Source organism: Corynebacterium sp. 045007 (assembly GCF_040743205.1).
In the GTDB taxonomy this organism is placed as follows: Bacteria; Actinomycetota; Actinomycetes; order Mycobacteriales; family Mycobacteriaceae; genus Corynebacterium; species Corynebacterium jeikeium_D.
Genome location: NZ_JBFLKW010000011.1, coordinates 44015 through 56599, shown reverse-complemented (window position 1 = coordinate 56599; position 12585 = coordinate 44015). Strand labels below are relative to the sequence as shown.

The following is a 12585-nucleotide window of genomic DNA, read 5'->3' as shown; positions in this document are numbered from 1 at the left end:
CAAGCACCAGCGGGCGGCGCACCCGCGGTGGGGTGTACAGGCACTGTGCCTGAGTCAGAAAATTTCACATATTCGACCCGAAAGGATTCAACCATGATTACTCGTACCGCTACCATCGGTTCCTCCGTAGGCCTGCACGCTCGCCCGGCTTCCCTGTTCACTCAGGCTGCTGCTGAGTACGACTACGACATTGTCATTTCCCTTGACGACGAAGAGGCCGATGCCGCCTCGATCCTGGAGGTCATGACCCTCGGCGCTAAGCACGGCGACGAAGTCACGCTGAGCTGCGAGGACGACTCCGCAGCTGCAGCTCTGGACGAGCTTGCAGCCATGCTCGAGCGCGACATTGATGCCGAGTAAGCCCAGCTAGAACGCTCCTGGATAACACCACGGCACACCACGACCGACGAGTATCCCCGCAGAGGTCCCGAAAAGGAGATCGGAAGCAATGAACGAGCAGCACACTGTCATCTATGGCATCGGTGTCTCGACCGGTACGGCCAGCGCTGAAGTAGTAAAGGTACTCCCCGCCCCGGGAGTTGATACTCAAGAACCGTCGTCGACCGATCCCGTCGCCGATGGTGAGCGCGTCCGCGAAGCGATGGCCAACGTCGCAGAGTCGCTGAAGAAGCAGGCTGAGCACTCCAGCCCGCAGGCACGTCCGATTCTGGAGGCCACTGCGCAACTGGCTTCCGATAGGGCGCTCGCCAAGGCCGTGGTGAAGAAACTCAAGGCAGGCTCCGGCGTCACCCAGGCCGTTCACGATGCCGTTGAGGACTACGCGCAGCTCCTAACCAGTCTCGGTGGCTACATGGCTGAACGTGTCACCGACCTCTACGATGTTCGCGACCGCACAATTTGCGAGCTGCGTGGCCTGCCAAAACCGGGCGTCCCGGATGTCTCCACCCCAACTATTCTGCTTGCCGACGATCTCGCGCCCGCCGAAACCGTGGGTCTTGACCCCGAGTTGGTCGTAGGCATTGCCACCGCTGGTGGCGGGCCGACCAGTCACACGGCTATCCTCGCAGCACAGCTGGGCATTCCAGCCGTCGTTAAGGCGAAGGGCGTCATGGAACTCGAGGCCGGAACCTTCGTCGCCATTGACGGCGGCGCCGGTGAGGTGATTGCGAATCCGACCGCCGATGAGGTCGCCGCGTTGGAAGAGCGCGCTCGACGCCGGGAAGCAGCCCTAGCGCAGTCTGTGGGCGCAGGCAAGACCGCTGATGGTTACCCGGTGAATCTGCTGGCCAACATTGGTACCGCGGAAGATGGTGAGTCTGCGGCAGCGCAGGATAATGAGGGCACCGGCCTGTTCCGTACTGAGTTCCTTTTCCTCGACCGCGACAAGGCTCCGAGTTTGGAAGAACAAACGGAAACCTACACTCGTGTGCTGAAGGCATTCGGTGAGCGACGCGTGGTTGTGCGCACGCTGGATGCGGGTGCGGATAAGCCGCTGAGCTTTGCCGACCTAGGCGAGGAAGAAAACCCGGCGCTGGGTCGCCGCGGACTGCGCCTGTCGCAGGCTCGGGAAGATTTGCTGGATACGCAGCTGGATGCACTCGCCGCTGCGTTTGACGCCACCGGGCGCAAGGCTGACCTACGGGTTATGGCTCCGATGATCGCAACGGTCGAAGAAACAAAGTGGTTTGCGGACAAAGCGCGTGAGCGTGGCCTGCCGAAGGTCGGCATCATGATTGAGGTCCCCGCAGCAGCGATTCGTGCGAAGCAGCTGCTGTCCATTGTGGACTTTGCCTCCATTGGTACTAACGACTTGTCGCAGTACACTATGGCGGCCGACCGTATGCAGGGGGCTCTGGCGGATCTCCTATCTCCATGGCAGCCGGCTGTGCTGCAAATGATTAAGTCCGCATGCAAGGGCGGCAATGCTACCGGCAAGCCCATTAGTGTCTGCGGTGAAGCCGGCGGTGACCCGCTGCTGGCACTGGTCCTGGTGGGCCTCGGCGTGAGCTCGCTGTCCATGGCTTCCAAGAAGGTGCCGGCCGTCCGCGCCGCTCTCCGCCTCCACGACCGCGCTACCTGCCAGCAGATGGCAGCATACGCTGTCGATGCCGAAACTGCGGCCGATGCGAAGGCCGCAGTGACCGCGCTGGTGGATCCGAAGGTGAAGGATCTGCTGTAGAGCGACGGAATTAGCACTAAGCCTGGCGTACACACGCTGTCAGCGTAAACGTGTGCGCCAGGCTCTTTCTCTTATGTTCGCTGCTCCATCACAGGCAGCAAATTTTCTGGGAAATTTCTTGATTTTCCCTCTCTCGAACGCCCCATTAGGATAAATAGAGTGCCTTCGTCGGCACCACCAACGCCGTCGAAGCCCCTTAATAATTCAAATAAAGACGGATCATACAAGCCGCAACTTAATTCACGCATCAGGCTCCACCCAGCCCGTGAAAATTCACAATTTCACATTAAGAGTGTCAGTTTTCGACATCGTGGCCTTTCATCTACATGGGCACACGAACTGCAATTGCGCTGCTGTAACGGGCGTTTGCGCCACCGCAGCACCGGCAACAATGGCATCGCCACAGCAGCTTGCAGCATCGCCCTTGACCTTACGGGCGACACTAATTTAGAAAGAACACAATTCTCATGACCAAGTCGAGCGGAGTGGAGTCCCCGAAGTCTTTCGCTTCCATTATCGTTGTTACAGCTCTCATGCTGTTTTCGATGTTCTTCGGCGCGGGCAACCTCATCTTCCCGCCGAAGCTCGGAGTGGATTCCGGTACCAATTTTGGCCCCTCAATCACCGGCTTCCTGCTCACCGGTGTGGCGTTGCCAGTTCTGGCCATCATCGCTATCGCCATTTCAGGCAACAACCTGCGTGACCTAGCGTTCCGCGCGGGCCGCATCTTTTCCTTGGGCTTCCCGGTAATCGCATACCTTTCCATCGGTGCTTTCTACGCTCTGCCGCGTACCGGTGCCGTGTCGTACGAAACCGGTGTCCAGCCGATTTTCGGCAGTGATTCACTGGCCGTCGCTGCGGCCTTCTACTTTGTTTTCTTCGGTATCGCCTTAGCACTTGCGTGGAATCCGAATGAAATTGTGTCCAAACTGGGCAAGATTCTCACCCCGGCTTTGCTGATTCTCTTGGTTGTATTGGTTGGAATGTCGGCATTCAAATTCGATGCCGCTCCGGCTGCGCCAATTGAGAAGTACTCCTCTACCCCATTTGCCTCCGGCCTGGTCGAGGGCTACCTCACCATGGACTCCATCGCCGGCCTGGCATTCGGCATTATTGTGATTTCCGCCCTGCGCGTCAGCGGTGTCCCAGAAGGCAAGCGCATGGTTCGCGGAACCATGACCGCAGGACTGTTCGCCGGCATTTTGCTCGCCATCATCTACTTGGGTCTGGGCTATGTCGGCCAGGTGCTGCCGAATGCCGCCTCCTTCGATAACGGCTCGGGCATTCTCGCAGAGGCTTCCAAGCTGGCCATGGGCCAGGTCGGACAGATTGTCTTCGGCCTCATCGTTTTGCTCGCATGTATGACCACGGCTGTCGGCCTAATTGCCGCCACCAGTGAGTTCTTCAACCTGCTGCTTCCGGGCATCAGTTACAAGGCCTGGGCCATTATCTTCACGGTCATGTCCTTCGTAATGGCAACACAGGGGCTGTCTCAGGTACTGGCGATTGCCGCGCCGATCATCACCTTTATTTACCCGCCGGCTATCACTCTGATTGCACTGACTCTTCTCGACCCGGTCATTTCCTACTCCTTCAAGCTGCATTACACCTACCGCCTGGGCGTCTGGGTTGCCACCATCTGGTCGGGTATCTCAGTACTCTCCGGTTTGGGTGTCGGTGGTTCTGCTTTGGCGGACTTCCTCAGTCTCGTACCTGGTCAGACCATCGAGTTCGGATGGTTCCTGCCGACTCTGGCAGCGACGATGATCGGATACGCAATTGACGTCGTCACGCGAAAGCAGCGCGCAAATCGCCCGGCGAGTGTGCTTGCCGACGAGACCGTTGCAGAAGAGGTAGCCGAAAAGGCGTAAAACCACACCCGGTTATTTGCGTTGCATAACGTAAATACCGCACGCTAGAGAAGTAAATTCCATCCGAACAAGGATTGACTATGAGTACCCGAATGCGTTTTACGCAAACGCTCCTTTTCCGCGTTATTGTCGCGATTATTCTGGGCATTGTCTGCAGCTTTTTCTTCCCGGACTGGCTGGCTCGAATTTTTGTCACTTTCAATGGCCTCTTTGGTAACTTCCTGGGCTTCTTTATCCCGGTGCTGATTTTTGCCCTCATCACGCCGGCGATTGCTAGCCTGGGCCGCGGCGCCGGAAAGTGGCTGGGTATTACCACTGCTATCGCCTACGGCTCGACGGTGTTTTCGGGTCTATTGGCCTACGCCGCCACCCAGGGGCTCTACCCTTGGCTGCTCGGCGCTGATCAGGCCGGCACATCGGTGGATATTGATGAGGGCGCGCTGGAGAGCTTCTTCAATGTAGAGATGCCACCACCGTTTGACGTCATGACCGCCCTGTTGCTGGCTTTCACGGTCGGTGTGGCGATGACCACCGTGAAGTCGGACTCGCTCTACCGCGGTGCGACGCAGCTGCGCGACGTGATTATGAAGATCATCTCGGCGTTTATCATCCCGCTGCTGCCGATTTACATCTTCGGCATGTTCCTGTCTATGGGCATGAACGGCAACCTGACCACGACGCTGTCGATGTTCTTCAAGGTGCTGCTTCTGGCAGTCATCGGCACCGTGCTCCTGTTGGCAATCCAGTTCTCCATCGCTGGCGCCATCGCTGGCCGCAGCCCGTGGACGTCCCTGAAGAACATGCTGCCGGCTTACGCCACCGCACTCGGTACCTCCTCCTCGGCCGCTACCATTCCGGTGACTTACAAGGCCGCGCTGAAGAATGGTGTCTCGGAGAAGGTCGCAGGCTTTACCGTGCCGCTGTGCGCGACCATTCACCTGGCCGGTTCGATGATGAAGATCACCCTGTTCGCGTTTGCTGTGATGTTTATGGCGGACAAGCCGCTTTCGCCGGGCATGGCCATCGGCTTCATTCTCACTTTGGGTATCACCATGATCGCGGCTCCGGGCGTTCCGGGTGGCGCAATTATGGCCGCGGTCGGAGTGCTGCAGTCCATGCTCGGCTTCGATCAGGAGCAGGTCGCTTTGATGATTGCCGCCTACATCGCCATCGACTCCTTCGGTACCGCATGTAATGTCACTGGTGACGGTGCAATTGCCATGATTATTAACCGCTTTGCCAAGGATGATGTCATCGACCGTTCCGAAGAGCTCAGCTTCGACGCTGAAGAGGCCAATTCCGCATCTTCCACAACCGAGGCCTAACTGGCTTCGGTGCATATGTAAAAATTAAAGAAAACATCCACCGGTCAACCCCGTCGCAATCTTTCAAAAGGCCTTCTTATGGGCCGATGCGGCGGGTGTTGGCATACATGTAAGGGGCCCGCCTTGGACTTCATTTCGACTCGCGACCCAGAGCGCACGCCGCACAAGTTCTCAGACATTCTCCTGGGAGGTCTCGCTAACGACGGTGGCCTCTACCTGCCGGTCGAGTACCCACAGGTTGACGATGCCACTTTGACGCGTTGGCGCTCCGTGCTTGTCGACGACGGTTACGCAGCCTTGGTTGCAGAGGTCGTCAGCCTTTTTGTGGGCGACATTCCACTGGAGGATTTGCGCGGTATCTGTGCACGGGCGTACACCTACCCGAAGTTCTCCGATCCGGATATTGTGCCGGTGACGAAGCTGGAAGATCAGCTCTACATCGGTCACTTGTCCATGGGCCCCACAGCGGCATTCAAGGATATGGCGATGCAGCTGCTCGGTGAGTTCTTCGAGTATGAGCTGGCTCGTCGTGGCGAGACCCTGAACATCCTCGGCGCCACCTCTGGTGACACGGGTTCCTCGGCCGAGTATGCAATGCGCGGCCGTGAGGGAATCAGCGTGTTCATGCTAACTCCGGCTGGTCGAATGACCGCGTTCCAGCAGGCTCAGATGTTTGGTCTGCAGGATGCCAACATTCACAACGTCGCCCTCGACGGTGTCTTCGACGATTGCCAGGACATCGTTAAGGCGGTCTCCGGTGACTTGGAGTACAAGGCCAGCCGCCACATTGGCGCAGTCAACTCCATCAACTGGGCTCGCCTGATGGCTCAGATCGTGTACTACGTCTCCTCGTGGATTCGTGTCACTGGCGGCAACGGTGCTGAGGCGAACAACGCGCAGAAGGTCAGCTTCAGTGTGCCGACCGGCAACTTCGGTGATATTTGCGCCGGCCATATTGCGCGCCAGATGGGTGTGCCAATTGACCGCCTGATTGTGGCTACCAATGAAAACGATGTCTTGGATGAGTTCTTCCGCACGGGTGCCTACCGCGTGCGCAGCGCTGCGGAGACTCAGGCTACCTCTTCCCCATCGATGGATATCTCCCGCGCGTCTAACTTCGAGCGTTTCATCTTCGATCTGCTGGGGCGCGATGCTGAGCGCACTGCAGACCTCTTTGGTGTCAAGGTCAAGGAGGGCGGCTTCTCTCTTACTGCTGATCCGATCTTCCCGGAGGCTTCTGCCCAGTACGGTTTCCTCTCCGGTCGCTCGACTCACGCTGACCGCGTCGAGACCATCAAGGACTGCTGGGAGCGCCTAGAGGTCATGGTCGATCCGCACACCGCTGACGGCATCCACGTCGCCCGCGGCCTGGTAGACCAGGTATCCACCCCAATTGTCTGCCTGGAGACCGCTCTGCCGGTAAAGTTCTCCGAGACCATCCTGGAGGCCACCGGACGCGAGCCGGACTGCCCGGAGCGTTTCGCGGACATCATGAATGCCCCGCGCCGCGTTACCGAGCTGCCGAATGATGTCGATGTGGTGAAGAAGTTCATCGACGACAACGTGGCTTAAAACCGGGCATAGCCCAACCTCCCCCCCCCATCCGCGCAGCAGCGATGTGGAATAGTGCCCTCTTTTTTAAGGGCAAACGGCATTATCTTGGGCTATAGGGCTGTTATTACCCCCGTGATTACCTCACAATTGTTCACATGAGTTTCACTCGAGTTAATAGCCGTCCTATGCCCCACGCGCCCGCATCTTCCCCGCAGGAAGGTTCCCAAAAGACAACCACGGTCTCGCGGGCGCTGGCCGACACACTGGCCCAGCACTGCGACCACTGCTTCGGTCTCATCGGCAACGCGAACTCCCACTTCACGTCAGCCCTTACTGAATCGGGATTCGGCTACTCCTCCGTCCGACACGAATCGGCTGCTGTCGGGGCCGCCGATGCATTCCACCGTGCAGGTGGAGGGCTTGCCATCGCGACCGCCACTTGCGGCGCAGGATTTACCAATGCGCTAACCACTCTGGCCGAGGCTCGAGTAGCCCGTATTCCGCTAATTTTTGTCGTCGGCACGCACCCGGAACGCCCACGTCCCTTTGACCTTAATCAGGCGGCGCTCCTCGACGCCCTCGACGTCTGTCATCGCACCGTTACTCCCGAGTCCGCGCTTGACGACGCAAACTTTGCGGTCCAGCACGCACTGAGTTCTCGGCAGCCTGTCGTGCTGCTGCTCCCCTATGACATCCAAGAAGCACCGATTACGGCATCTGCGTCTGAAACACAGTCGACTAATCAGGAGCATCTGCACACCGGCCGACCAGAATGGTTGGAGTCAACTGTCGCGTCGCTGGCCGAGGAACTGCAAACTGCCCGTCGCCCACTCATTATTGCTGGTAGAGGTGTGTTGCTCTCTGGTACCGCAGATCTAGTTCGCCGCATCGGGGACGGTGCGGGGGCACTGTTTATGCACTCAGCGATGGCTCGTCATGTGCTTTCCAGTCCGTGGCAGATTGGCACCGTTGGCGGTTTTGCGCACGCGTGGCAGGTGGAGCTAGCTCGACAGGCCGATGTGGTGCTGTTCCTGGGAGCAAGCTTCAACGCTTTCCAAAACCGTGGCGGCAACATGTTTGCACCGGACGCGAAGATTATCCAGGTTGTCGACGAGCCCCATCCCGCTGCTCAGCCGTCGGTGACACCGCTATTGGCTAAGTTGGAGGAACTTCTGCCCGTACTGGCAGAGCAGCTGGAGAAGTCCCGGGGGGCGTCGTCAAGCACATGGCGTGCGGAGTTGAAGACACTGCCGACGACAGCGGAGGTCGAGTCCCTGACGTGCGCGGATGGCCGGTTGGATCCGCGGGCGTGCCTGCAGTATCTGAATCGTATCCTGCCCAATCAGCGCGCTGTGTGTACTGACGGTGGCCATTTCCTGGGGTGGGTTCCGAAATATCTTGATGTGCCTGGTCCGCAGCAGCAAGTGATTGTGGGCACGGCGATTCAGTCAATTGGTTTGGGCATGGGGTCACTTGTCGGCCTCGCGGCGGCACGCCCCAAGGACTATTGCGTGCTAGTCGCCGGTGACGGTGGCGGCACGATGGGTATTGCGGATTTACCTGCGGCGATTGAGCAGCTGCGGCGTGGTCGTGGCGGTTGCGTGGTGTTCATTAACGATGCTGCCTATGGCGCGGAGCTGCACCAGTTTGGCGATGTCGGGTTGGACACCTCGTCCATGGAGATTGCCGACTACGACTTCGCCGCAGTCGGACGTGCCTATGGCGCTCACGGTTTCAGTGTCGGCGAACCTGAGGACTTTGCCCAACTCGACGCCTACTTCCATGACGTTTCCAACTCCGATGAGGCTTCCGTTGCCGTAATTGATTTCAAGGTCTCACGGCTGGTGGTCGCGGACTTCGTGAAGGAAGTTCTGGCTAAGGCACAAAGGTAGTTTGCCGCAGGCATGATCGGGGCCATCTAGGCCCCGGTGCGACCCCTCTTCAGGCCGGTTGGTTGATGGGGTCTACAATGTGGCGAGTGGTAAAGCAGCGTAACGGTAAAGATCAGATTTCATCAACAGATCAGCTCGCCACCGCAGTGGCAAAGGACCCGCGCGAGCATGTCACTGGTCGCGCGATTGCCGTCTGGCTGGCGGCGCTGATTACCTACATCGTTGCCATCGTCGGCCGCACCTCCATGGGTGTCGCTGGCGTCGAGGCGCTCGATCGCTTCCATATCAACGCCTCCCAACTCGCGCTGTTCACCGCCGTGCAGGTTGGCGTCTACGCCCTGGCGCAGATTCCGACGGGCATCATCATTGACCGCGTCGGCGCCAAGAAAACGATGGTCGTGGGCGCACTGATCATGGCACTGGGCCAGGTCATCATTGCGTTCACGACATCGTATCCGCTGGCTGTCATTGCTCGTGTGTTCATCGGCGCCGGCGATGCCACGGCATTCCTCGGTGCTATGCGGCTGCTTCCCGCGTGGTTCCCACTGCGCGTCACTCCGCTGTTCACGCAGCTCACGGCTGGTCTTGGCCAGCTCGGCCAGTTCATCTCTGCGGTCCCGTTCCTCGCGATTCTGCACGCCGCGGGGTGGGTGCCCGCGTTCTTGTCGCTGAGCACCGCGGGTCTTCTCATCGCTTTCGTAGGCATGATCGCGCTTGCCGACGTCCCGGAGAACTCCTCCACAGCCAAGATGTCACTTCGTAAACGCCGCGCCGCCGAGAAGGCCGCGAAAACGGCTGCCGATGGCGGAGCCTCTGCCGCAGCCGATGAGAAACTAACTATCGGCCAGACTCTGAAGATTGTGACCACTCACCCGGTGTGCTGGCAGGGTTTCTTCACTCACTGGACTGGTTTGATGCATCAGTGCATCTTCACATTGCTGTGGGGCATGCCTCTGATGATGCTAGGTATGGGTCTTAAGCCCTCCGAGGCCAGTGTGGTGCTGGTCGTTAACACGCTGTCAGTAATTATCGCCGGGCCGTTGATGGGCATGGTCTCGGCACGCACCGGCCGCGACCGTATCAAGGTTGTTGTCGCAATCGCGTTTATCAACATGGCCGTCTGGATTGTGTTCCTGGCACCGAGCAACCCACCAGCGTACTGGGCAATTATCGTAGTCAACATCCTAATGGCCGGTCTTGGCGCGATGTCCAACTTCGGCTTTGACTCAGTGCGCGAAGAGGTCGATCGCAAGGTACTCGCCACCGGCACTGGGTTGGCGAATATGGGCGGTTTTGTGGCCACCATGCTCGCTGCACAAGGTGTCGGCTTCCTGCTGGATATTGCAGCTCCCGATGGAAACTACACCTGGGAGACCTTCCGCATTGGCTGGTTGGCTGTCGTCGGTGTGTGGGTGATTGGTTTCGTTGGCCTGCTGGTGGCAAAGCGTGCGGCGGCACGCTTTGTCGCCCAGCAGAGCCGTTTTGAGCTGGAACCTACGGAGTAGGAACTACAGGAAGTCGAGAGACGGAGCGGCTAGAACAGCGAAAGCTGCTCTGGCCCTTCCAGTCCCTCCGGGTCATCCGAGTCCTCCGCTTGCTCGGAGGAGTCTGCGTGGCCGCTATCCTCCGTGCGTTCGCTGCCATCAGTCTGAGCACCATGGGAAACGCGCTCACCGGTGTCAGTTTCGGGGGCTGCGTTCTCCGGGACGTCGTCAAGCGAAGGCGTTGGTGCTACGGCCTCACGCTCATACATTTCCTGCAGCTTCTCGGTCTTGGTAATGCGGACTAGCTCGGCGTAGATGACCAGCTTCATAGAACTATTGACCAGTGGTCCCAGCTGGGAAAACAGGACATCGACATCACCGTCAACCGCGAGGCATGCGCGACGCAGGCTCTCCTCGGAAATAATCCAGCGGGAGGTTTCCGCGCAGGTTTCGCGGTCGCCGATGAAGTCCAACGCGAGGGCAACCTGGTTGCTGGCGACGCCATCCAGTGTGGCAGCCAGGCGCTCGTTAGGTGCGGCATCCTTGAACAGGCGGGCAATCTGGACTGCCTCCGCCGTCGGCACCTGACCAGCGGCATACTCAGCGATGAGTTCGGCCATGCGCTGAGCACCGACGTGCTGATCAGTCAGCCAAATGTCGTGCAAGGCATACATGATGGCCATGGCCTGCCAGGAGGCGTGCCCATGGTAGAGAATGCCCAAGATGCCGGCCTGCTCCAGCAGCCAACCGACCATCGCTTCCCCATCGGCGCCATTGCGAGCGCAGAGGTTGTCGACATTCCAAGCCATATGCCCTTCGACGCAGCAGCCATAGAACTTCTGATCTTCCTCCAGCTGCGCGGCCAGTGACACTACTTCACGCGCGGCATACGGGTAGCCGTAGGCAAGGGTGGCATGCGACAGATCATCGACGCCCATGGTCACCCACGGAAACTCGCCGTGCCACGGACCGCGACCAACGAGGAAGCCCGCCGCGAGATACGCCCATCGGGTCGAGGCATCAGCGTTGTACCAGTACTGCAGTGCGCGCGGCGTCGGATGCCCGCTGTCAGCGTGAATCAATCCCGCGTTGACCAGCATCTCCACAATCCAGGGCGCCGCGAAAGCACTCGCCCCTATTGACGCTGCGAAGTCCTGAATCCACAGCAGGCTCGATTCCTCATACATGTGCAACGGGTCCTTCAGGCGCCCGTCGCCGCTGCCCGCAGCATCCATAAACGCCGAAGCAAACGCCACCGCAGCCACCGAAGCTTCGGTCAATTCCTTTGACTCCAGCGTTGCCGGGAAAGACTCCGTCGGATGCGGCTTACGAATCGACCACATGTCGCCCTTGAGCGCCAACGCGACTGCGCCCACCAGGCGGGCAACCACTGTCGATTCGTTGCGTGCTTCCGATTCTTGCTCAAATGTCGGCATCGCCGGTTCTTCTAGCACAGTCAGCAGCAGACGCTCTTCGGCCCAGCGCACCGCGTCAGCACGTAGTTCAGACCACATGTAGGAGGGCAAGTACTTCTCGTCGGTTGCCATCCATCGCAGCTCATTGCGAATATCCACCGGAGCTGTCATCACCAGGGCCCGCACCTTCACCGGATCGCAAAGGAAGCCTGCAATGTGCTCCACCTGGCGAGCCTGCAAATTTCGCACCGTCAGATCGCTGGCGTTCAGAGCTCGCGGTGCGCCCTCTCCCGGCGCGTTATCCGGCTCCAGCCCCATGCGCTCCATACGGCGACTCAGCACATCCGCTGGCATATTCGCCACTAAGTCGGCGACGCGGAAGCTAAGGCTCGGTTCCGCCGGGAACACCTCCGAAATATGTGGCGGCACATGCCACACGCCCGCCGGTTCCTCCCACACGAGCCCCTGGCGCTGGCCACGGCGTAGCACATGCTCAAGCTGCTGCTTGCCGACGCGACGACGCTTGCGGTCCACACCCTTCGGCGTATCGTGCGCCATCACGTCCGCATCCGACGCCCAATAAGCCACTTCCGTGAGGGTATCCAGCGATGCGGAGTCTTCCAGAATATGAACCAAGTGGGCCACATCGAGAACATCGGGATCACAAAAAGACAGCGCCGTATGCGCTGAATCCTGTGACATCAGCAATTCCACCGCCTCCTGCCCAGCAGCTGAGGTGTCAGCTGCTGGGCACGTGCGGCTCAATAAAAAACGCAGGTCGGTGCCATCGAGGTTGAGAATGAAATCCTCATACCTAGGGCGTACCGAGTAATCGACGTTGCGTTCCATAGCCCACCATTATGCCCGGTCGCCGTGCTAAGACAAAGGCTGCACCCCACTGCCA

General features: G+C 59.2%; 8 protein-coding genes. 7 read left to right on the top strand and 1 reads right to left on the bottom strand.

Annotation, left to right across the window (positions count from 1 at the left end):
- Window positions 1–93: 93 nt before the first annotated feature.
- The 7 genes from AB1Z34_RS07045 to AB1Z34_RS07015 all read left to right on the top strand — a co-directional run bounded on the left by AB1Z34_RS07045 (window position 94) and on the right by AB1Z34_RS07015 (window position 10287).
- On the top strand, window positions 94–360 hold the full coding sequence (locus AB1Z34_RS07045; protein ID WP_231367226.1) for an HPr family phosphocarrier protein: 267 nt from the start codon (window positions 94–96) through the stop codon (window positions 358–360).
- An 88-nt stretch (window positions 361–448) separates the two neighbouring features.
- Window positions 449–2140, top strand: a complete 1692-nt coding sequence (gene ptsP, locus AB1Z34_RS07040; protein WP_016423057.1) for a phosphoenolpyruvate--protein phosphotransferase — start codon at window positions 449–451, stop codon at window positions 2138–2140.
- A 467-nt stretch (window positions 2141–2607) separates the two neighbouring features.
- On the top strand, window positions 2608–4011 hold the full coding sequence (brnQ, locus tag AB1Z34_RS07035) for a branched-chain amino acid transport system II carrier protein (protein WP_016423058.1): 1404 nt from the start codon (window positions 2608–2610) through the stop codon (window positions 4009–4011).
- 80 nt (window positions 4012–4091) lie between these two features.
- Window positions 4092–5336, top strand: a complete 1245-nt coding sequence (locus tag AB1Z34_RS07030) for a dicarboxylate/amino acid:cation symporter (RefSeq protein ID WP_016423059.1) — start codon at window positions 4092–4094, stop codon at window positions 5334–5336.
- 123 nt (window positions 5337–5459) lie between these two features.
- Window positions 5460–6908, top strand: coding sequence for a threonine synthase (thrC, locus tag AB1Z34_RS07025; RefSeq protein ID WP_042388789.1), 1449 nt, complete (start codon window positions 5460–5462; stop codon window positions 6906–6908).
- A 137-nt stretch (window positions 6909–7045) separates the two neighbouring features.
- On the top strand, window positions 7046–8782 hold the full coding sequence (locus AB1Z34_RS07020; protein WP_224784053.1) for a thiamine pyrophosphate-binding protein: 1737 nt from the start codon (window positions 7046–7048) through the stop codon (window positions 8780–8782).
- Window positions 8783–8859: 77 nt separating this feature from the next.
- The gene (locus AB1Z34_RS07015) at window positions 8860–10287 is read left to right on the top strand and encodes a nitrate/nitrite transporter (protein ID WP_042388791.1); all 1428 of its coding nucleotides are present in this window, start codon (window positions 8860–8862) and stop codon (window positions 10285–10287) included.
- Window positions 10288–10316: 29 nt separating this feature from the next.
- Here the strand turns inward: AB1Z34_RS07015 and AB1Z34_RS07010 are convergent, their stop codons facing one another.
- Complete coding sequence (locus AB1Z34_RS07010; protein ID WP_016423063.1) at window positions 10317–12530, bottom strand: hypothetical protein; 2214 nt, start codon at window positions 12528–12530, stop codon at window positions 10317–10319.
- Window positions 12531–12585: the final 55 nt, after the last annotated feature.

Bases quoted from the DNA above. Each gene is read 5' to 3' on its own strand.
- ptsP (WP_016423057.1), top strand. From the start codon at position 449: ATGAACGAGCAGCACACTGTCATCTATGGCATCGGTGTCTCGACCGGT.
- AB1Z34_RS07030 (WP_016423059.1), top strand. From the start codon at position 4,092: ATGAGTACCCGAATGCGTTTTACGCAAACGCTCCTTTTCCGCGTTATT.
- brnQ (WP_016423058.1), top strand. From the start codon at position 2,608: ATGACCAAGTCGAGCGGAGTGGAGTCCCCGAAGTCTTTCGCTTCCATT.
- AB1Z34_RS07020 (WP_224784053.1), top strand. From the start codon at position 7,046: ATGAGTTTCACTCGAGTTAATAGCCGTCCTATGCCCCACGCGCCCGCA.
- AB1Z34_RS07045 (WP_231367226.1), top strand. From the start codon at position 94: ATGATTACTCGTACCGCTACCATCGGTTCCTCCGTAGGCCTGCACGCT.
- AB1Z34_RS07015 (WP_042388791.1), top strand. From the start codon at position 8,860: ATGTGGCGAGTGGTAAAGCAGCGTAACGGTAAAGATCAGATTTCATCA.
- AB1Z34_RS07010 (WP_016423063.1), bottom strand. From the start codon at position 12,530: ATGGAACGCAACGTCGATTACTCGGTACGCCCTAGGTATGAGGATTTC.